Here is a 21,261-nt window from a genome sequence, read left to right on the forward strand (position 1 = left end):
TCTTTTGGCTATCATGGTGGCTCGCCTTTTTGATCCGATCGCTTTGTGGGGGCTCTCATGCACGACGCCACCAGCCAGTTTTCCTTTTCCAATTTCAGGCTTGCCATAGCGCCTGGCGTACCGTCATCGCATCTTTCGGCATTGCTTGCGTTGCAGCGTGCGGAAGAGCCGGAAGTCACCATTTCGTTTCATGAGGTCACAGCCGATGATTTGATTGCGGGACTTCGGGAAGGCCGCTACGACGCGGGCATGACGCTTGAAGGATCGAGCGATCCGTCGCTGAAAAGCCAACCTCTATGGACCGAGAACATGGCCGTCGCCATGCCGTTGCGCTTTCCCTTACTTGACCAGGCGAAGCTCACGATCGCCGAACTGTTGGACTACTCCGTCTTTCGCTGGCCTGCAGAGAATTGCCCTTTGCTGGATCAGCGGCTGCCTTCTCTTCCCGCGGTGAGTCAACAGAACATTCAGCGTGTCTCTTCCTTCGAGATGATCGCGCTATGGGTCGCTGCCGGCTACGGCGTCGGGGTATCCGCGCAATCGCGCATTGAGCATGCGCAGGGATGGGGCATTCACACACGGCCGCTGTCTGACGGACCCTACGAGATCGTGACCCACCTGCAGCGGCCCTGCGGACAAGCCGACGTTGTTTCAGAGCGGTTCGAGCGCAGAGCACTGCAGGTCGCCAAGAATGCTCCAACCTAGTCGAGTGCCAATGTCCTCGTTCTGCGTCTTCAGTTCAAGGTGCTACACGTGCATTAGGCATTCCACTCGCCAAGCAGCAGACATCACTCGCGCTCTATGACACGGAGCAGCGCCGTTCTACGCTTCGACATGGGGCCAAACGCCTTCGTGACCCCTTCAACGGGTTTCCCTGCCTGCAATGAGTCAAGGATGTCAGCCCAGTCCTGCATGATTACCTTGCGGGACTCCACAAACTTCGTGTGATCGTAGGGCGCGCGCGATGAGTCCTTGCTCTTTTTGGAATGAGCGAGTTGAAGATCGACCCGCTTCTCCGGATATCCCAACAGTCCAAGGATCGTCGTTGCGGTCGAGCGGAAGCCATGGGACGAAAACCGTCCGCCATAACCCATGCGCTTGAGTGCTTGATTGAGCGTCGTTGCCGACATCACTTGTCCCGGCTTTCTGTAGCTCGGGAACAATACTTTGCCGCCGCCAGTTAGAGCATGTAGTTCCCTAAGAGCGGCCACCGCCTGCCGTGACAGGGGAACCAGATGGGGGCGTCGCATCTTCATGCGCTCGGACGGAATCGACCACATGGCGTTGTCCAGGTCGAACTCTTCCCAGGAGGCCTTGCGCAGTTCTACGGTGCGCACGTAGGTCAAAGCCATCAGCTTGAGGGCGAGGACTGTCGTCTGGTAACCCCCTTCGTTGTCCACACGATTGAGAAAGTCCGGGATCTCTGCCCATGTCAACGGAGGGTTGTGGCGGACCTGAGGGCGCTTGACCAGTCCCTTGAGCAAGGCGGCAGGATCGTATTCGCAGAGACCTTGGGCAGCCGCATAACTGAAGATTTGCCCACACCACTGGCGGATGAGGATCGCCACAGTCTTCGCGCCACGAGCCGCCACATCCTTGATGATGGGGCGCAGATGTGGAGCCCTGATGCTGCTGATCGGCAACTTGCCAATCCGGGGGAAAACATCCTTCTCAAGGTAGCTGGTGACCTGGTTGGTGTAGTACTCGCTCCAGTGAGCATTGCTGACGATCCACTCCCGAGCAACGGTCTCGAACGTGCGTTCGTATGTGTCGGCCTGGAGGGCGATCGCCGCCTTTTTCTCCACGATGGGGTCGAGGCCCTTCTTGACCAACGCCTTTGCCCGGTCCCGTTCCGCACGGGCTGCCTCCAGCGTGACCTTTGGGTACACCCCGATTGAGTACACCTGTTCAGCGCCGCCCAGCCGGTAGCGGTACCACCAGAGCTTGGAGCCGTTGGGCTGAACGCGCAAAAAGAGGCTGCCTCCGTCCCGGAGTTGGTACACCTTGGGCCTGGGCTGCGCCGTTTCCACTTTGCGCGCCGAGAGAAGATTGAGTGCTGTGAGTGCCATGTGTATAACGCCTCCAGTTTGGCCCGTTACACACTCCATTACACACATGAGCACTGGATTTGTCCAGCTTTCAGAATCGCTCGATGGACGATCAACCCTTTAAAAACATAGACTTAGAGTTGTTCCATGGAGGTTGATAGACGCCAGTAGACCTCAATCGTAGTTATCGATCATCAGCAGCATGTCAGTCGTCCTTGTCAGCCTTGAGTATCCAGGCCGCCTTCGGCCATCTCTGCCGCCCGCAGCATCGCACGGGCCTTGCTGTGGGTTTCCTGCCATTCGGCTTCGGGGTCGGAATCGGCAACGATGCCCGCACCCGCCTGCACGTGAATCTGCCCATCCTTGATCACCGCAGTGCGGATCGCGATTGCCAGATCCATGTCGCCATGGAAACCGACGTAACCCACAGCGCCGGCGTAGATGCCACGCTTGACCGGCTCGAGCTCGTCGATGATTTCCATCGCCCTCACCTTCGGAGCCCCGGACACCGTCCCGGCGGGGAAGGTTGCACGCAGCACGGCCAGCGCGTTGAGCCCTTCCTTGAGTTTGCTCTCGACGTTCGACACGATGTGCATCACGTGCGAATAGCGTTCGACGTTGAATTGCTCGGTCACCCGCACGGTACCGGTTTCCGACACCCGACCCGCGTCATTGCGGCCCAGGTCGAGCAGCTGCAGATGCTCTGCGCACTCCTTCTCGTCCGACAGCAGATCCTTTTCCAGCGCCAGATCCTCTGCCACGGTAGCGCCGCGCCTGCGCGTGCCGGCGATCGGCCGAACGGTGACGTTTTCATCCTCGAGCCGAACCAGGATTTCGGGCGAAGACCCGACAACATGGAAATCCTCGAGGTTGAAATAGAACATGTAGGGCGAGGGGTTCAGCGAACGGATTGCCCGGTACAGCGCCATCGGGTGTGCGGCAAACGGCTTGCTCATGCGCTGCGACAACACCACCTGCATGATGTCGCCGTCGACGATGTACTGTTTGGCTCTGCGCACCGCGTCCTTGAACGCATCCTCACCGAAACTTGACTCTGCCGGGGCCGAGGCCGCACGGGTTTCGGTCGGGATCTGCACCGGCGCACGCAGCCGGCCAAGCAGATCCTGCAGGCGCTTTTGCGCACGCTTGTATGCACCGGGCACCTCGGGCTCGGCATACACCACGAGGGTGAGCTTGCCAGTGAGGTTGTCGACGATCGCAATTTCTTCCGACAGCAGAAGCAGGATGTCCGGCGTACCGAGCGTGTCCTTCTTCTCCGTTTTCGACAGTTTGGGCTCAATGTAGCGCACGGTGTCATAACCGAAACAGCCGACCAGGCCACCGGCAAACCGCGGCAGATGCTCACGCGGCGGCACCTTGATGCGGTTCATGAACTCGGCAACGAAATTGAGCGGATCACCGTAATCGCGTCTCTCGACGAGACGGTTTCCGGTCAGCAGCAAGGCCGAGCGACCGTAGACCTCGATACGCGTCGGCGACGACAGACCGATGAAGGAGTAGCGCCCAAAACGCTCACCGCCCTGCACCGACTCCAGCAGGTAGGTGTAGGACTCGTTGGCGAGCTTCAGGTAGATCGACAGCGGGGTGTCGAGATCGGCAAAGGTTTCGAGCGTAACCGGAATGCGGTTATAGCCCTCGGAGGCCAGGGCGTTGAATTCTTGTTCGAGCATGGGAGCTCCACTTGGAACGGTTTTTATTCGGACGGGCACTGCAGGCGGGCGGCGGGCTTTCCCCTGTCGGGGCAAGCGGCGACCCGCAAAGGGTTCGCGTTATTTGTGGCCCACAGGCCAACGCCAGCCGGTCCGCCACGAAGGCTGGAGGCTGAGAGCAAAGGCCGGAGCGGAGGGCGAAACCCTGTTTGCGTGCGTCACGATTCGATCTGTAGTGGAGATGACTGACGGGGCGAAGAGATTCATGAGCGGTCGATGTGATCCAGCACATGAATTGCGTTCGATAGTAGCCCATCGCATTCGATACTGTCCACCGGCATGCCTTCGCTATATCCATAGGTCACCAGCAGCACCGGCATCCCTGCGCCACGGGCAGCGAGCGCATCGTTCTGCGAGTCACCGATCATCAAGGCCTCCGCCGCCTCGACCTGCAGCAACTCGCAGGCATGATGCAGCACTGCGGGGTCGGGCTTCTTCACCGGCAGCGTGTCGCCGCTCACGACCACGTCGAAGTACGCACTGAGCCCCATGCGTTCGAGCAGCGGCAGAGTGAAGTCACCCGCCTTGTTGGTCACGACGGCAAGCTTGAACCGGCTCGCGCGCAAGGCATCCAGCACCTCGGTGACACCGGGGTAGATGCGCGTCGTGCGCCCATTGACCAGCGCATAGTGCTGCCGGAATACGGAGATGGCCGTCTCGATCTCCGCCTCGGTCGCCTGCGCATCCTCGGTCATGCAGCGACGCACGAGATTGGGCAGTCCCTTGCCGACAAAGCTGTGGATCTCGTCCTGGCTCCGCGCCGGCCGGGAGAGTTCGGCCAGCATGAGGTTGGCCGCCTCGGCAAGATCGCCAATGGTGTCGAGCAAGGTGCCATCAAGATCAAACAGCACCGCCCGGGGCGAAAATCTCGGGCCGCTCATGCGGCCACCGTCGCCAGTTCCGCGCGCAGGCTGCCGATGATCGAGTCGTAGCGATGGGCATCGGCGTCCTTGCCTGCGCCGAATACCGCAGAACCGGCGACAAAGGTATCTGCACCCGCGCGAGCGATCTCGGCGATGTTGTCGGTTTTCACGCCACCGTCGATCTCGAGCAGGATGTGGCGTCCCGTCTCGGCCTCATAGGCATCAAGTCGCGCACGCGCCGCACGCAGCTTGTTGAGCGTTTCGGGGATGAACTTCTGCCCGCCGAAGCCCGGGTTGACGCTCATCAGCAACACGACGTCGATCTTGTCCATGACATGATCGAGGTAGTGCAGCGGCGTGGCTGGATTGAACACCAACCCGGCCTGACAGCCCGAGTCACGAATCAGGCCCAGGCTGCGGTCGATGTGCTCGGAGGCCTCGGGGTGAAAGGTGATGATGTTGGCGCCGGCCTTGGCAAAGTCCGGAATGATCCGGTCGACCGGCCGCACCATCAGGTGCACGTCGATCGGCGCCGTGGTCACCGGCCTGATCGCCTCACACACCAGCGGACCAATGGTGAGGTTGGGCACGTAATGGTTGTCCATCACGTCGAAATGAATCCAGTCGGCGCCGGCAGCAACCACATTGTTCACTTCCTCGCCCAGTTTGGCGAAGTTGGCGGACAGCAGACTGGGGGCGATGCGGAACATTGGCGGACTCCGGAAAGGGATCGAAGCCCGGATTCTAACCGGCGCCGGCATGATCGTGCCGGCGCCGTCGGTCGGAAACGGTCAGCGCACGCAGACCTTGCGCACCTGCTTGAGGTCGGTAATGCCCGCCAGGATCTTCTCGAGACCGTCCTGGCGCAGGGTACGCATCCCCTCGGACAAGGCCGCACCGAGCAACTCCGCAACGCGCGCACGCTCCTGAATCATCTGCTTGATTCGATCCGAACCGAGCATCAGTTCGTGCAGACCGAGCCGTCCCTTGTAGCCCTGGGTGCATTCGACACACCCTACCGGGCGGTACAGGGTGAACTTGCCTTTTTCATTCGCATAGGCGGTTCGCCAGTGCGCCAGGACCGCCTGTCGGGCCGCTTCCGGATCGGCAATGAATGCGGGCGTCGAGTGCATGTCGGCACAGTACTCTTCGAGCAGGAGCCCGATCTCGGTCTCGTCCGGTTCGTACGCTTCCTTGCAGTGCTTGCACAGGCGTTTGGTCAGCCGCTGCGCCAGCACGCCAAGCAGGGCGTCGGAGAAGTTGAACGGGTCCATGCCCATGTCGAGCAGACGAACGACGGATTCCGGCGCGCTGTTGGTGTGCAGCGTGGAGAACACGAGGTGGCCCGTAAGCGACGCCTCGATACCCACCGAGACGGTTTCCTCGTCCCGCATCTCACCCACCATGATCACGTCCGGATCGGCACGCAGGAAGGCCCGCATCATGGTCGCGAAGTCGAGCCCTGCCTTGCGATTGACCTGAACCTGGCGCAGACCTTTCTGGGTGATTTCGACGGGATCCTCCGCAGTCCAGATCTTGGTGTCCGGCGTGTTGATATGCCCCAGAATGGAGTGCAGCGTGGTCGTCTTGCCCGATCCGGTCGGACCGCACACGAAGAAGATTCCGTAGGGCTTGGCCACCGCGCCCTTGAGCATTTCCAGGTTTGCGGGGGTGAGGCCGAGTTCGTCGAGCGGAATCGGCTCGCTGTTGGCCAGCACCCGCATCACCACATCCTCGAGGCCACCTGCGGTCGGAATGGTGGCCACACGCAACTCGATGTCGAGCGGCGCGTACTTGCGGAACTTGATCTTGCCGTCCTGCGGCTTGCGACGCTCGGAGATGTCGAGGTCGCACATGATCTTGATACGGGTAACGAGCGGATTACGATAGCTCGCCGGCACCTCGATATAAGGCACCAGCGTTCCGTCCTTGCGGAAGCGGATCTGGGTCTTCTCCTTGCCCGGCCGCGGCTCGACGTGGATGTCGGAGGCGCCCTGCTTGTAGGCATCGATGATGATCTTGTTGACGAGCTTGACCAGTTCGTTGTCTGCCGCAGCGTTCACATCATCGGAAAAAATCCCGTCGTCGCTTTCCTCGTCGAGATCGGACAGCAGGTCATCGACAGAGCTCGCGTCCAGCGACGGCTCGAAGAACTGGTTGACCGTGCGCTCGAACTCGTCGCGGGTGGTCACCCTGAAGGCCAGCCGCTTCTTCGGGAACACGTTGTGTGCAATCCGTGAGCTCCGGATCTGCTCCGGATCGACCGCCATGATCACCACACCTTCGGTGGTCTCCTCCAGCGGCAGCCAATGGTTCTGCTGCACATACTCGCGCTTGAGGTTGCGCAAGAGGTCGATCGGCTTCACGCGATCGGCGTTGAACGCTTCGTACGGCACCCCGTAGAAGCGCGAGGCAGCAGCACCGATCTCTGCATGGGAGAGGTCAAGCGTGCCGATGAGCAGGGGCTCGACCGGTGCGCCACTGTCGCGAGCGTCACGGGTCACCTCGGCCAACTCTTCGGCAGTGATCAGGCCATCTGCAACCAACGCATCGAAACGCGAACGCAGTTGTGCCGGTGGCGCCGAGATATGGCGCGAGAACGCCACGCCCAGTGTCTGCGTCAGACCGAGCAACCCTTCCTCCGCAATGGCCGAGAACGGCCCCTCCGAATTATGGTTGATCAACTGGATCACGCCCCGACGCGCACCGCTTTCCGGATCGTTGATCGCGGCGGCCAGCATCTCCCTCGCGCGAAAACCCGTGGTGTCGTCGACTTCATGCCGAAACTGCAACTCGGGAGAGATGGCCTTCAGTGCAGCCGTATCGTACACATCAGCAATATTGACCGTCTGCCCGGTCAGCGCGACAAATCCGGCAATGCTGTTCTCGGCAATCGGCAAACGGATGTTCTGTACCGAATGCAGCCCCGTCTTCACCTTGGTCGAAATGGACTCGCCCGACCCATCCACCGCATAGATCGAAAGTCGTGCCGCATCGAAAAGCTGACAGATCTCTTTCGACAGTTCCAGGATGATCTCATCGATATCATGCGTGGCATGAACGCGGTTGGTGATTGCCTGCAAGCCCTTGAAAAAGGCCAGGCGACGTGCAACTTCGCTGGAAGCCGAAAGCTTTGTACTCATCAGTGGACGTCTGCGTGTGTGTTGATGCGTCCCCATTCTACCGGCCTGCCGGAGAATCTGTGGTTCAGAACTCGAGTATCTGCCCCTGAACGAGTGGCTTAGGTTGCAGGCGCCCCTGCCCCGCCTCGATCTGCGCCATGATGCGCCCCCCCTGCCCGGGCTTCAGATGGCTGATGAAGACCTCGGGTGAAACCGACAGCTCCTCGAGCATGGCGACGAGCATGCTCGGACACAGATGTCTCGAGGCCATCGCCAGACCGCGCTGCTCGTCGGAAAACGCGGTCTCGATGATCATGTGCCGCAGCGCGGGGAGTGCGTTGATCGCCTCGATCAGCTCCGGACAATACGCCGTGTCGCCCGAATAGAGCAGCTGCGCGTCGCCGCTGTCCAGGGCATATGCGACCGCGGGCACCGTGTGGTGCGCTGGCAGTGCGGTGATGGTACGCGTTCCCAGATGCACCGACTCGCCCACCTTGAGCGGCTGAAAGCGCAGGAACGGTCGATGGCGGTCGGGAATGGAGGTGAAGTCTGGCCAGATCAGCCAGTTGAAGATATGCGAACGCAGGATACGCAAGGTTTCCGGGGTGGCATAAACCGTGATCGGATAACCACGCTCCTCACCCACCGAATCCACCAGCAGGGGAATCGACGCGATGTGATCGAGATGCGAATGCGTGATGAAGATATGATCGATCTTGCGCAACGCATCGAGCTCAAGATCGCCCACACCGGTCCCGCAATCGACCAGGATGTCGTCGTCGACGAGAAAGGCGGTCGTCCGCGCAGTCTCGCCGCCAATTCCGCCGCTGCAGCCAAGCACCTGAAGTTTCATCAAAAGTTCTTACCCGGACTTACGAGCATTGCACCAATTGGCCTCGCCACCCCCTGGATCATGCCAAACCTTAGCAGGCGACAAGCGGAGGGCATATGGCAAAAATCACGGCATGCCCGCAGCGCTCAGGTCTTGAGGAAAAACTCCATCTTCACGCCGGCAATCTCGACGATGTCGTGATCGCCCAGTCTGTGGGCCTGGGCATCGAGCGTGCGGCCATTGACCGTCGGAAAGCTCGCGCCTTCGACATGGGTGATGAAATATCCATGCGGCCGCCGGGTGATTACCGCAACCTGACGCCCTGGCTTGCCGAGAGTGGTCAGCGACTTGCTCAATTCAAGCTCGCGACCGGCATTCGCGCCACTCAGGACCTGAATGACGCCGAGCCGATCGAGCGGCGGCTCAACAGGCGCGCCATGCTCCAGTGCGTCGGCAGGCAGCACCTGCGTCCGGATCGCGCTGCCGTCACGTGCGCCGGACGCGACCGGCACGGACTCCGCTGCTGCGGCAGCGGATGTCATGTCGAATGGCTTCAGTGCAGCCGTGTCGACCATCTCGGAGGCAGAAAGCCCCGGTTGCGAAGTGTCGGTCAGAAACTTTAGACGGTACTTCCCGAGCTCGACCACGTCGTTATTCTGCAGAACATGCTTCTTGATCGGCTGCCCATTAACGTAGGTACCGTTGGTACTGTTCTGATCCTCGAGAAAAGCATCGTCGAGGATGCAGGTAATCACCGCATGATGCCCACTGATCGCAAGGTTGTCGATCTGAATGTCATTATTCTGCTTGCGCCCGATGGAGGTTCGCTCCTTGTCGAGCACGATTTCCTTGAGCACCAGCCCATCCATGCTAAGAATCAACTTCGGCATTGCCTGCACCCATCTATCGGTTGGCGCGCCCAGCGCGCGAAATCCTCACAATCATGCCGTCAGCCGGCAAAGCGCGCAATGATGACGGACACATTGTCGCGCCCACCATGGGCGAGCGCTGCGTCGACCAGTCCCTGAGCCACGTCGTCCACCGCACCTGGCGCGCCAAGCAGACGCGCAATTTCACGCGCATCGAGCATGTCGGTCAAGCCGTCCGAACACAGCAGAAAGCAGTCTTTTTCCGCAAGTTCATGCACGCCAACGTCAACAATCACCGTCGGCGCTACGCCAAGACCTCGCGTCAGCAAGCCCCTGCTCGGCATCTGCATGGCCTCAAGCGGACCAATCAGCCCAGCATCGACCTGAGCCTGCAAAACCGTGTGATCGCTCGTAAGCTGCTCGAGTGTGCCATCACGGAGCCGATACAGACGGGAATCCCCCACGTGCGCATGCACCAGGCATTCCTTGGTCAGACACGCCGCCACCATCGTCGCGCCCATCCCGCTCAAATCTGCATTGGCGGCACCCGCCTGACGAATGGCCTCATTGGCATCGTTCAAGCCCTCGCGTAAGGCGTCCGCCATCGCGGTCGCCTCGAGACCATCGCCATGCGAACCGCGCTGCAAGCACTTGAGGACAGTACGAACCGAAAGCGCCGAAGCCACATCGCCGCCCTGATAACCCCCCATGCCATCAGCCAGCAGAAGCCAGCCATTGTCGGCGTCAATAGAGATGAAATCCTCATTTCTGCGGCGTATACGACCGACATGCGACAAGCCCGCATACTCGAAGCCGGATGCATTCGTGGTCGCGGGGCAAAGCCGCACCTCGGGCTCAGACATCGTCGCTGCACTCCTTCAGATCGTTGGGGACACCCCATGAACGACAATTCATACCGTCATTCTAGACCGTCCCTTAACCCGACAGGCTGCGATCGAGTAGGGGACGGGGTCGCCCCCGTCGCCCTCTCACACCACCGTACATGCGGTTCCGCATACGGCGGTTCATGAAAAACACTGGAGTCGTCGCGTCGTGTCGAGCAGCGACACCAGCCCCAAACGATCAAAGAAGGACTTCGGGAAGGCCGCATTCATGTGGCTGGCGCCACTGTTCCACCACGGCCCGCGCTGATTGAACGCTGAGCGAAACGCCCGCTCCTCCTTCAGTCCTGCCCTCACCAGGCTCTTGGCACGCGTATAGGGCCGCTTCCATTGCCGCCACAGGATGCAGCGCAGCTTACGCCGGAGCCAACCGTCGATCTCTTCCAGCACCCGCTTGGTCTCGGTCAGCTTGAAATACGCTGCCCAACCCCGTAGCACCGGATTCAATTCTTCGATCGTGGCGCGCACGCTGCGACCCCTCGCGCCTTTGAGCACATCGCGAATCTTGTCCTCCAGCCGTTTCAGGCTGACTGGCGCAATCCGCAGCTTCGGGGTCTTGTGCCATGTCAGGCTATAGCCCAGAAACTTCCTCTCCCACGGTCGTGCGACCGCGCTCTTGGCCTCATTGACCGTGAGCTTGAGCCGCTCGGATAGAAACTGGCTGATACCCGCTAGAACACGCTCGCCTGCCGCATGGCTTCGGACGTAAATGTTGCAGTCGTCTGCGTAACGGCAGAACGCGTGGCCCCGACGCGCCAGCTCCCGGTCCAATTCCGTCAGCACAATGTTCGACAGCAGCGGACTCAATGGGCCGCCTTGCGGCGTACCCTGCGTCCTCGGGCTGACCACCCCCTCTGCCATCATCCCTGCCTCCAGATACCGTCGAATCAGCTTCAGTACCCGCCCATCCTCGATCTTCTTCGCCAACTTTGCCATCAGGATGTCGTGATTGACCCGGTCAAAGAACTTCTCCAGATCCATATCCACCACGACTCGTCTGCCTTGGGCGACGTATTGCTGTGCCGCCTTGACCGCCTGATGGGCAGACCTCCCCGGTCGGAAGCCGTAGCTCGACTCGGAGAACTCCGCCTCGAAGATCGGTGAGAGCACCTGATGCAACGCTTGCTGGATCAAGCGATCCGTCAGCGTCGGAATGCCCAGCACCCTCATCCCACCTTGCGGTTTCGGAATATCCACTCGGCGCACTGCTTGCGGAACGTACATCCCCGCCAGCAGCTTGGCCTTGATCGTCGGCCAGTGCTGCTGCAAGTGAGCCTTGAATTCGGACACCCCGATGCCATCGACACCGGCCGCACCCTTGTTCCTGACCACCCGCTCATACGCAAGCCACAGGTTGCCGCGCTCACACACGACTTCCATCAGCCCGCTTTCACACGCCCACTCCGCTTTCGTCCGCTCAACACCCGCCGATTCCACCTCGACACGCAGCCCAGCACCCTCCAGATACCGTCCAGACTCCTCTGCCCGCGCCCCATCTGCCCGATGGGCTTCTGTCTTCGTCAGTTTCATCGAGAAACGTTCGCCTACTCGCGTTCTTCCATGTTCGGCCCTTCGCCCCAAACCGGCGGCTACTATGGCCTCGGCTGACTTCCTCACGCGCATCCCGACGCCTCACGACGTCAGTAGCACCATGGCACCCGTGAGGATCTCCCCGGGTATGACGCACATACCTTCACGCTTATGCCTGTCGGATCTACGCCACAGCGTTCCGTGCAAGTTTCGGGCTTTGACGATATTGGCCGCCTCACCCCACTGCAGCGCCTCGTATCCGCTTCCTGTTCGTCAGGCCAGCGCTTTGCCTTCGGCTTCCTCCAGATTCGCAGTTACCCGCGACACCCTTGCCGTTCAGCTAACTCTTCCCCTTGCCGGGTGAGTAGAGGACTTACACCTCCTAGTAAGTGCGCCCTGCCGGGCGCACCAAAAAAAAAGCGCCGGACTTGCCGGCGCCTTTTTCAGTCATCGTCTGCAGACGATCAGAGCATTGCCTTGAGCAGCTTGGCCATCTCGGACGGATCGCGCGTGACCTTGAAGCCACACTCTTCCATGATCGCGAGCTTGGCATCGGCCGTGTCGGCACCGCCGGAGATCAGCGCACCGGCGTGGCCCATGCGCTTGCCTGCCGGCGCCGTGACGCCAGCGATGAAGCCAACGATCGGCTTCTTCATGTTGGCCTTGCACCATTCGGCAGCTTCAGCTTCGTCCGGACCGCCGATCTCGCCGATCATGATGACCGCATCGGTATCAGGATCGTCGTTGAACATGCGCATCACGTCGATGTGCTTCAGACCGTTGATCGGATCACCACCGATACCGACAGCGGAAGACTGACCCAGACCGATTTCGGTTAGCTGGGCAACAGCTTCATAGGTCAGCGTGCCGGAGCGGGATACCACGCCGATACGACCCTTGCGGTGGATGTGACCCGGCATGATGCCGATCTTGATTTCGTCAGGCGTGATCAGACCCGGGCAGTTGGGGCCCAGCAGCAGGGTTTCCTTGCCGCCGGCAGCAACCTTGGCCTTCATCTTGTTGCGCACTTCCAGCATGTCGCGAACGGGGATGCCTTCGGTGATGCAGATTGCCAGATCGAGGTCGGCTTCAACAGCTTCCCAGATCGCGGCAGCAGCACCTGCGGGCGGCACGTAGATCACCGACACGGTAGCGCCGGTTTCAGCCGCAGCGTCCTTCACCGAACCGAAAATGGGGATGTCGAAAATGGACTCGCCCGCTTTCTTCGGGTTTACGCCGGCAACGAAGCAGTTCTTGCCGTTGGCGTATTCCTGGCACTTCTCGGTGTGGAACTGGCCCGTCTTCCCGGTGATGCCCTGGGTGATGACCTTGGTGTCTTTGTTGATCAGGATGGACATTCAGACTCTCCTTACTTGAGCGCGGCCACGATCTTGGTGGCAGCATCCGCCATCGTGTCGGCGGTGATGATCGGCAGACCCGACTCGGCGAGGATCTTCTTGCCGAGGTCTTCGTTGGTGCCCTTCATGCGCACCACGAGCGGGACGGAGAGGTTCACTTCCTTGGCTGCAGTCACCACGCCGGTGGCGATGGTGTCGCACTTCATGATGCCGCCGAAGATGTTGACCAGGATGCCCTTGACCTTGGGGTTCTTGAGCATGATCTTGAACGCTTCGGTCACCTTCTCGGCCGTGGCACCGCCACCGACGTCGAGGAAGTTGGCCGGCTCTGCGCCGAACAGCTTGATCGTGTCCATGGTGGCCATCGCCAGACCGGCGCCGTTCACCAGGCAGCCGATGTTGCCATCGAGGCTGATATAGGCCAGATCGAACTTGGACGCTTCGATTTCGTCAGCATCTTCTTCGTCGAGGTCGCGGTAGGCCACGATTTCCGGATGACGATAGAGCGCGTTGGAGTCGAAGTTGAACTTGGCGTCGAGCGCCTTCACGGTACCGTTGCTCTCGTGGATCAGCGGGTTGATTTCCGCCAGCGAAGCGTCGGTTTCCATATAGCAGGTGTAGAGCTTCTTGAGCGCATCGACCGCATTGGCAATCGAGCCCTCGGGCATGCCGATACCCTTGGCCAGCTCGGTGGCTTGCGCGTCGGTCAGGCCGACAGCGGGATCGACGAACACCTTGAGAATCTTCTCGGGCGTGCTGTGAGCAACTTCCTCGATGTCCATGCCGCCTTCCGAGGAGGCCATCATGGCAACGCGCTGGGAAGCACGATCGGTCAGCGCGGCAACGTAGTACTCGTGCTGAATGTCGGCGCCTTCCTCGATCAGCAGGTTGCGCACCTTTTGACCTTCCGGACCGGTCTGATGGGTGATCAACTGCATGCCGAGGATATCGGTCGCATATTGACGCACCTCATCGAGCGACTTGGCGAGCTTCACGCCACCGCCCTTGCCGCGGCCGCCGGCGTGAATCTGGGCCTTCACCACCCAGACCTTGCCACCGAGCGTTTCCGCTGCCTTGACCGCGTCATCGACGCTGGTGCAATGAATACCGCGCGGCGTCACAACGCCGAACTTTCTTAGAACTTCTTTTGCCTGATACTCATGAATCTTCATGATTGCCCTTCGATCGAAGTCGTGGCGTATGGGTCGCCGCGAGCAGGTTGATGGGACGCTTCGGAGCTTCGCTCCGCGACGAACGCCGTCTCCCTCGACCGACGCCCACCGCTCTAAGCCAGACCGACTGCGCCTGACCTGTCTATTGGCTCGCCCGCTGCAATGCGTGGTAACCGCAAGAACGCCAAATTATAACCGTTTTTCCGCAACGCACAGGCGCGCGTATGCCTGCCCGCTATGCAGCGGGGTCTCCGCGACGGTACCACTTGGGATAATAGCGCTGCACTGCCGCAGACGACGTTTCAAGCGCGTGGCAGCGATCGAGCTGGAAGGGCTTCTCTTTCGTCTCTTCGTTGTCGCGCCGGAAGGTCGCAAAGGTCTGAATTGCAGCAGTCGGCAGGGACAGCAGCAACTCGGTGATATGCGTACAGCCACTGACGTCGGAAAACATCTCCCCCACGGTTCGTCTGAAGCCCCGCACAAGATTGAGCCCGACCAGCCTTGCATATACCGGACCAATGGTGTCGCAATAGCCGGGATACGGCACGCCATCCGAACACGCCGCGGCGGCGATGATATTGAAGCCCTCATCGAAGGTCACCCGGACCCGCATCAGATGCACGGGGACGCCCGCAGGCCGAACCCCGGAAGCAATCGGGTAATCGAGATCCTTGATGTCGGTCAGACTGGCATCGAGCTCGAGCATTCCGTCTTCGCGGAGAAAGCCTTCGACTTCGATACGTCGGGTATGGGCGCGCTGACGCGCGGCAGTGGGCGTTGGGAGCGACATATTTACGTACGGCATCGTATGGAGGAACGAGTTTAACCCAAACGCGAAGTCCTCCGTGATGCACACCCGGCCGCCGTTCCAGCCAAAAAAGGTACGGCACGCGAAATTATTCCGCACAATCGGATAACTTCGCTGGAATACCACTCGAATGTCTGATAAAAACAGCGACATGATTTCACGCAACCGCCGGGCAAGCGGAAAATGACAATAAGACGGACTCCGATCGCGATCCTCATCGCCAGCCTGACGCTGGCAGCATCTCCCATCGCTCACTCGGCGGTGCTGGGCGACGTAGTTTCGCTGTCAGCAATTGGAGCTCCTCTGCGGGTTGAAATCGGGCTTCGTGACGGCCGCCCGGACGATGCCGGCGCCTGCCTCAGAATTGTGCCCGCGCAGGACGCAGCAAATGGACTGCCCTCCATCAGGCGCGCCCGGATCAGCGCCGTGGGCAGTGGTCGCGCAACCCGGATCGTGATCTCTTCGTCAGAGAGTATGGATGAGCCCATTGCACAGCTGACGATCGACAACGTTTGCGAGACACGGCTGCGGCGCACGTACACCCTGCTCTTCCCCTATTCCGGCACCCCGGTTGTCGCGCCTCGCGCAAGTGCCGCCGCCACTCAGCCCCGAACGTCGGGCAGGGCAGCAGCAACGGCTCGGCCCTCCTCCGCGGGCAGCGAATGGATCACCGCCCCGGGTGAATCACTGACCGGAATTGCACAAGCGCTCTACCCGAGAAACAGCGCTGCGCAGCGCCGCTTCGTGCGCGAGGCGGCGAAAGCCAACCCCGCACTCTTTCCTGACCTGGCATCGCGCAGCCGCCAATTGTCGCCGGGTACGCCACTTGTCGTGCCGAGCCTTGCTGCCATCTCGCGCAATAGCCCGCCACCTCCGCAGCGGACACCCCAGGCATCAAGCCGCGCCGACCGCCCGGTTTCGACCGAAGCCCGCCGCGAAGCTGCACCCGGCCCGGTAAGCGGCGACCGCCTCATCGTTGCACCCGAGGAGGCGGACAGCCGCTCGGCGCCTCCCCCCACCGCAACCCTGGGTGATCGCAGCGGGGAGATGTCCGGCCTCGAACGCAGGGAGCAGGAAATCGCCACGGCGATCGACCGCAGCATCGTCACCCAGATGGAGCTGCTGGCCCGCATCAAGGAACTCGAGCAGATCCAGACCAGGCTGATGGAACAGGCCGGCCGCATCGGCGTTGCGCCGCCACCTGCCGCACAGCCGCCTGCCGTACAGCCACCGCCAGTACCGCCACGCATCGAACCGGCTCCGCAAGAGACGGCTTCCGATGACTGGATGCAGAACGCGGCGCTCGCACTTGGCGGACTCGGCATTGCGGCACTCCTGCTCCTGCGCTCGCGTCGCAAGGCAGAGGACGAGCCCGTCGCAGAACCGCACATCGCTCTGGCACCGCAGACCCCGCCGCAGCCGAAAGCAGTTGCAGAAGCGCCAGTCTCGACCAGTACGGCAGATGAGTTCGATGCTCCTCTGACCCAGATTCCCGCGCCAGCCGGCGTACTGCCGCTGGAATGGGATCATGAGCCTTCCGGATTCGGCACCACCGAACTGGCCCCGCTTGTGGAAGAAGAGGAGGTCGAAGAACACGACTCCGCCATCGAACTGGCAGAGATCATGATGAGCTTCGGCCGCGTCCACGGCGCAGCCGAAACTCTGGCGGATTTCATCCGCAGCAACCCGAAACAGGCCGTCACACCCTGGCTCAAGCTGCTCGAAGTCTATCGCGCAGCCGACCTGCGGGCGGAGTTCGACGGCCTTGCCCGCCAGCTGAACAAGACATTCAACGTCAAGACGGTCACCTGGGACAATTTCGACGAGGCGCGCAGCGCACCGGACACGCTCGAAAAGATGCCGCACCTGGTCAATTCGCTGCAGCAACTCTGGGGTACGCGCGAATGTCAGGCGTTTCTGAGAAAACTGCTGCGCGACAACCGCGATGGCACCCGGCAGGGCTTCCCCCTGAACGTCATCGACGACATTCTGTGCCTCAGCGCCATCCTCGAGCAGCAACTCGGCCCCTACCGCCCCACCCACGAAGAACTCGAGGACAACGGGCCGCAGACCGAGCGTCCGCCCGGGAACAGTTGACCGGGTTCAAACCGGATTGGGCAGATCGAGAAAAGTCGCCTGCAAGCCCAGGTTGTCAGACAGGTAGATGGCCATCGCCATCGGTCCGTAGCGCTCGGTCGCGTGGTGACCTGCCGCGATATACGGCACGCCCGACTCGCGGGCAACATGCGTGGTCTGCTCCGAGATCTCCCCCGACACATAGAGGTCGGCGCCAGCCTGAACAGCCTGTTCGAAGTAGCCCTGCGCACCGCCGGTACACCATGCAATCCGTTTCACCTTGCGCTCACCGTCACCCACCAGCAGGGGCTCGCGCCCGAGCCTGACGGCAATCGTGGCCGCGATTTCGGACGCCGACATATCCTCCGTTTCCGGCCTTCCGATCCAGCCCAGGTCCTGCTCCGCAAACCGTCCCTCACCCACCCAGCCCATGATTGCAGCCAGTTGAGCGTTGTTGCCAAGTTGCGGATGCACGTCGAGCGGCAGGTGGTAAGCGAGCAGACTGATGTCGTTCTTCAGCAGCGTGGACAGACGACGCTTGCGCATACCGGTGATGCGCCCATCCTCGCCGCGCCAGAAATAGCCATGATGAACCAGCACCGCGTCATAGTCGCCCGCGACTGCGGCATCGAGCAGTTCCTGGCTCGCTGTCACGCCGCATAGCACACGGCGCACCTCCTCGCGTCCTTCCACTTGCAGCCCGTTTGGGCAATAATCGCGCAGCCGCGCGACCTCGAGCAATTCATCCAGATGGTTTTGCAAAGCGCTGAGCTGCATGCCGTCTCCACTCATTTTCACGTTCAACAGGGCGACCCTTCCGGCCGGAAATCGCCTCGAAACCGAGCAACATTATGCGCCGCCTGTGGCTGATCTTTGCGCAGGCCGTGACTGCAAGCGTCGCGGTTCTGTTCGTCCTCAACACCCTCAAGCCGGAGTGGCTGCGAAATACAGCCCCGGATGCAGTGGTGGCTATTCTCGAAGCACCGGCGAGCGATCCCGGTGTGCGCGTTGCGCCGGGCTCCTACGCCGAAGCCGCGCAGCGCTCGATGCCCGCCGTCGTTCACATTTACACGACCAAGGCTGCGCGCGCATCGCGCCACCCCTTGCTGAACGACCCGGTGTTTCGCCACTTCTTCGGCGACCGCCCCGAGGAGGGAAAGCAGCAGAGCTCCGGACTGGGCTCCGGCGTCATCGTCAGTCCGGACGGTTTCATCCTGACGAACAACCACGTCGTCGACGCCGCGGACGAGATCGAGGTGGCCCTGAATGACGGGCGCCAGTACTCGGCAAGCGTGATCGGCAGAGACCCCGAAACCGACCTCGCCGTTCTTCGCATCACGGCCGACGCCCCCCTGCCCTCAATCACCCTCGCCCGCGGCGACATGCTTCATGTTGGCGATGTGGTGCTTGCCATCGGCAATCCTTTCGGTGTCGGCCAGACCGTCACCATGGGCATCATCTCGGCACTTGGCCGCAGCCATCTTGGCATCAACACGTTCGAAAACTACATTCAGACCGACGCTGCCATCAATCCCGGCAACTCGGGTGGTGCGTTGGTCGACAGCACGGGCAACCTGGTGGGCATCAACACTGCCATCTACTCCCGGTCTGGCGGATCGCTCGGAATCGGCTTTGCAATTCCGATCTCGATCGCGCGCAACGTGCTCGAACAGATCGTGGCCACCGGCGAGGTGACGCGCGGCTGGGTGGGCGTGGAGATTCGCGAGATCACGCCCGAGCTTGCAAGCTCGTTCGGACTGCTGGGCACGGAAGGCGCGCTCATCGCCGGCGTGCTCAGAGGCAGCCCGGCAGAACAGGGTGGTGTGCGTCCGGGCGACGTTCTCGTCGCCGTCGATGGGAAGACTGTTCAGGACCCGAAAGCCATGCTGGAACTCGTCGCAGCCTTGCCGCCGGGCAAGACTGCGTCATTCCGGGTGCGCCGCTCCGGCAAGGATGTCGACCTGACCGTCGCCGTCGCGCGCCGCCCCATCCCGCAGGCAGCTCGCTAGGCGGTCATCTCGCCTTACTTGCCCTCGCGCTCTGCGTCCTCGATGCGGTCAAGCTCGCGGTCCATTTCGACCGCCGTTGGCGCAACGTAATCGGGTTCGGCCGCGGGCTTGGAGATCATGTTCGCGAGCATGATGCCCAACTCGTAGAGCAGGCACATCGGGACGGCAAGCATGAACTGCGAAATCACGTCGGGCGGCGTAATAATTGCCGCAATGACGAAAGCCCCGACAACAACGTAAGGCCGAATTTCCCGCAGTTTGGCAACTGTCACCACGCCCGCCTTGACCAGCAGGATCACTGCAATCGGCACCTCGAAGGTCAAGCCGAAGGCAATGAACATCGACATGACGAAGGAAAGATACTGTTCGATGTCTGGCGCCGGCACGATGCTCTTTGGCGCAAACTCGGCAATGAAGCGGAACACCGTTCCAAACACGAAGAAATAGCAGAATGCCATCCCGACGAGAAACAGCAGCGTGCTGCCGGCAACCAGCGGGATCGCGAGCTTACGCTCATGCGCGTACAGCCCTGGCGCCACGAAAGCCCAGGCCTGGTAAAGCACCACGGGCAGCGCCAGCACGAAAGCCACCATCATCGTGACCTTGACCGGCACGAAGAACGGCGTCACCACCCCGGTCGCAATCATGTGCGTACCTTCGGGCAGCGTATCCATCATCGGCTTGGCCAGTACGTCGTAGATCTCGCCCGCCCAAGGCATCAGGCAAATGAACACGATGACCAGTGCAACCATTGCCCGCAGCAACCGGTCGCGCAACTCAACCAGGTGTGCAATGAAAGTTTCCTGCATTTCGTTCATGCCTTGTCCACCGGTAAGGGCTGACGAACCGCGGGATCGAGCCCCAGCTCGAGTTGCGAAGTCGACTCTGCCGAGCCATCTGCCACGGCGGCCTGCTCAACTGGCGCCGCCTGCTGCTGCGCACCTGCAGTTGCAGCACCACCGCCGACCGACTCCTCGCCCGGCAGCGCGGCCTTCACCTCATCCACCGTCTTGCCCAGCCCGGCCTCGAGGCTGCTGACCTGCTCACGCACCGAAGACTCCATTTCGTGCGCCTGCTCCTTGACCTGCTCCTGCAGCTTCTTCAGCTCTTCGAGCTGCATTTCACGCTGGATGTCCGACTTCACGTCGGAGACGTAGCGCTGCAGCCTGCCAAGCAGGTGGCCTGCAGTTCTTGCCACTTTGGGCAAACGCTCGGGCCCCACCACGATCAGCATCACGACGCCGATGACAACGAGTTCCGAAAAACCGAAATCGAACATTTTTCCTGGCCCAACGCGAAAAGAAGGGGCGCTCGTGCGCCCCTGCGTCGCGGGTTAAATGCGTTTCAGGAGGAGGACTTCTCGACCTTCTCGCGCGCCTCGCCCTCGATCGTCTGACCGGTGGCAATCTTCTGCTTGTCAGACGCGTCAGCCGAAGCATCCGCCTCCTTCATGCCTTCCTTGAAACCCTTTACCGCACCGCCGAGATCCTGACCGACGTTACGCAGTTTCTTGGTGCCAAAAACGAGCATGACGATGACCAGAACGATCAGCCAGTGCCAGATACTGAATGAACCCATACCGCTCTCCTTAGTGCTTCAACATGGGCGGTAGCGGCTGCGGCCCGCCCACAATATGAACGTGAAGATGATACACCTCCTGCAAGCCCACCCGCCCGGTGTTCACAATGGTTCTGAACCCGTCCGTGCAGCCTTGTTCCCGAGCGATGCGCGATGCGACCACCATCAAGTGCCCCATCACGCCTTCGTGGCTGAGCTCAAGATCGGCCATCGATGCAATATGAAGCTTTGGAATCAAGAGGATATGAACCGGGGCGGCAGGCTGAATGTCATGAAACGCCACCACCAGATCATCTTCGTAAACTTTGCGCGCGGGGATCTCCCCACGCACAATCCTGCAAAACAGACAGTCAGTCATGAGGCG

The 21,261-nt window shown here is 61.1% G+C and carries 20 protein-coding genes; 3 read left to right on the top strand and 17 right to left on the bottom strand.

Features of this window, described 5'->3' with window-relative positions; translation table 11 throughout:
• The first annotated feature begins 57 nt into the window (after window positions 1-57).
• A complete protein-coding gene (locus CEW87_RS01825; RefSeq protein WP_020307796.1) occupies window positions 58-705 on the top strand; it encodes a substrate-binding domain-containing protein in 648 nt (215 codons plus the stop codon).
• An 83-nt stretch (window positions 706-788) separates the two neighbouring features.
• On the opposite strand, the gene CEW87_RS01830 is transcribed toward CEW87_RS01825, so the two are convergent.
• The 12 genes from CEW87_RS01830 to CEW87_RS01885 all read right to left on the bottom strand — a co-directional run bounded on the left by CEW87_RS01830 (window position 789) and on the right by CEW87_RS01885 (window position 15,216).
• Window positions 789-2,069, bottom strand: a complete 1,281-nt coding sequence (locus CEW87_RS01830) for a tyrosine-type recombinase/integrase (RefSeq protein WP_003060765.1) — start codon at window positions 2,067-2,069, stop codon at window positions 789-791.
• Window positions 2,070-2,266: 197 nt separating this feature from the next.
• Window positions 2,267-3,739 (bottom strand): anthranilate synthase component I, encoded by a 1,473-nt coding sequence (gene trpE / locus CEW87_RS01835; protein WP_108971208.1) that lies wholly within the window; start codon window positions 3,737-3,739, stop codon window positions 2,267-2,269.
• A gap of 242 nt (window positions 3,740-3,981) precedes the next feature.
• Complete coding sequence (locus CEW87_RS01840) at window positions 3,982-4,659, bottom strand: phosphoglycolate phosphatase (RefSeq protein ID WP_108971209.1); 678 nt, start codon at window positions 4,657-4,659, stop codon at window positions 3,982-3,984.
• Window positions 4,656-5,351 (bottom strand): ribulose-phosphate 3-epimerase, encoded by a 696-nt coding sequence (gene rpe, locus CEW87_RS01845; protein WP_108971210.1) that lies wholly within the window; start codon window positions 5,349-5,351, stop codon window positions 4,656-4,658. Before rpe ends, CEW87_RS01840 begins: the two co-directional genes overlap by 4 nt.
• Window positions 5,352-5,432: 81 nt before the next feature.
• Window positions 5,433-7,784, bottom strand: a complete 2,352-nt coding sequence (locus CEW87_RS01850; protein WP_108971211.1) for a GspE/PulE family protein — start codon at window positions 7,782-7,784, stop codon at window positions 5,433-5,435.
• A gap of 64 nt (window positions 7,785-7,848) precedes the next feature.
• Window positions 7,849-8,616 (bottom strand): 3',5'-cyclic-nucleotide phosphodiesterase, encoded by a 768-nt coding sequence (locus CEW87_RS01855; RefSeq protein WP_108971212.1) that lies wholly within the window; start codon window positions 8,614-8,616, stop codon window positions 7,849-7,851.
• A 125-nt stretch (window positions 8,617-8,741) separates the two neighbouring features.
• Window positions 8,742-9,485, bottom strand: coding sequence for an FHA domain-containing protein (locus tag CEW87_RS01860; protein ID WP_108971213.1), 744 nt, complete (start codon window positions 9,483-9,485; stop codon window positions 8,742-8,744).
• 59 nt (window positions 9,486-9,544) lie between these two features.
• Window positions 9,545-10,327, bottom strand: coding sequence for a PP2C family protein-serine/threonine phosphatase (locus tag CEW87_RS01865; RefSeq protein WP_108971214.1), 783 nt, complete (start codon window positions 10,325-10,327; stop codon window positions 9,545-9,547).
• Window positions 10,328-10,489: 162 nt separating this feature from the next.
• Complete coding sequence (gene ltrA / locus CEW87_RS01870; RefSeq protein ID WP_108971215.1) at window positions 10,490-11,896, bottom strand: group II intron reverse transcriptase/maturase; 1,407 nt, start codon at window positions 11,894-11,896, stop codon at window positions 10,490-10,492.
• 464 nt (window positions 11,897-12,360) lie between these two features.
• Window positions 12,361-13,254 carry a succinate--CoA ligase subunit alpha gene (gene sucD, locus CEW87_RS01875; RefSeq protein ID WP_108949338.1) on the bottom strand — a complete coding sequence of 298 codons (894 nt, stop codon included), beginning with the start codon at window positions 13,252-13,254 and terminating at the stop codon, window positions 12,361-12,363.
• Window positions 13,255-13,265: 11 nt separating this feature from the next.
• Entirely contained in the window at window positions 13,266-14,426 is a 1,161-nt protein-coding gene (gene sucC, locus CEW87_RS01880) for an ADP-forming succinate--CoA ligase subunit beta (RefSeq protein WP_108971216.1), read from the bottom strand.
• Between the two features lie 235 nt (window positions 14,427-14,661).
• Window positions 14,662-15,216, bottom strand: a complete 555-nt coding sequence (locus tag CEW87_RS01885) for a DUF2889 domain-containing protein (protein ID WP_108971217.1) — start codon at window positions 15,214-15,216, stop codon at window positions 14,662-14,664.
• A 492-nt stretch (window positions 15,217-15,708) separates the two neighbouring features.
• Here CEW87_RS01885 and CEW87_RS01890 point away from each other — a divergent pair, with 492 nt between their 5' ends.
• Complete coding sequence (locus tag CEW87_RS01890; protein WP_108971218.1) at window positions 15,709-17,331, top strand: FimV family protein; 1,623 nt, start codon at window positions 15,709-15,711, stop codon at window positions 17,329-17,331.
• Window positions 17,332-17,337: 6 nt separating this feature from the next.
• On the opposite strand, the gene CEW87_RS01895 is transcribed toward CEW87_RS01890, so the two are convergent.
• The gene (locus tag CEW87_RS01895) at window positions 17,338-18,087 is read right to left on the bottom strand and encodes a Nif3-like dinuclear metal center hexameric protein (protein WP_108971219.1); all 750 of its coding nucleotides are present in this window, start codon (window positions 18,085-18,087) and stop codon (window positions 17,338-17,340) included.
• 74 nt (window positions 18,088-18,161) lie between these two features.
• On the opposite strand from CEW87_RS01895, the gene CEW87_RS01900 reads away from it, so the two are divergent.
• The gene (locus CEW87_RS01900) at window positions 18,162-19,319 is read left to right on the top strand and encodes a Do family serine endopeptidase (RefSeq protein WP_108971220.1); all 1,158 of its coding nucleotides are present in this window, start codon (window positions 18,162-18,164) and stop codon (window positions 19,317-19,319) included.
• Between the two features lie 14 nt (window positions 19,320-19,333).
• On the opposite strand, the gene tatC is transcribed toward CEW87_RS01900, so the two are convergent.
• The 4 genes from tatC to CEW87_RS01920 all read right to left on the bottom strand — a co-directional run bounded on the left by tatC (window position 19,334) and on the right by CEW87_RS01920 (window position 21,255).
• Complete coding sequence (tatC, locus tag CEW87_RS01905; protein WP_108971221.1) at window positions 19,334-20,137, bottom strand: twin-arginine translocase subunit TatC; 804 nt, start codon at window positions 20,135-20,137, stop codon at window positions 19,334-19,336.
• A complete protein-coding gene (gene tatB, locus CEW87_RS01910; protein ID WP_108971222.1) occupies window positions 20,134-20,598 on the bottom strand; it encodes a Sec-independent protein translocase protein TatB in 465 nt (154 codons plus the stop codon). Before tatB ends, tatC begins: the two co-directional genes overlap by 4 nt.
• 65 nt (window positions 20,599-20,663) lie before the next feature.
• Window positions 20,664-20,897 (bottom strand): Sec-independent protein translocase subunit TatA, encoded by a 234-nt coding sequence (gene tatA / locus CEW87_RS01915; protein ID WP_108949345.1) that lies wholly within the window; start codon window positions 20,895-20,897, stop codon window positions 20,664-20,666.
• A gap of 10 nt (window positions 20,898-20,907) precedes the next feature.
• A complete protein-coding gene (locus tag CEW87_RS01920; RefSeq protein ID WP_108971223.1) occupies window positions 20,908-21,255 on the bottom strand; it encodes a histidine triad nucleotide-binding protein in 348 nt (115 codons plus the stop codon).
• Between the last annotated feature and the right edge of the window lie 6 nt (window positions 21,256-21,261).

It is taken from the genome of Parazoarcus communis, assembly GCF_003111665.1.
In the GTDB taxonomy this organism is placed as follows: Bacteria; Pseudomonadota; Gammaproteobacteria; order Burkholderiales; family Rhodocyclaceae; genus Parazoarcus; species Parazoarcus communis_B.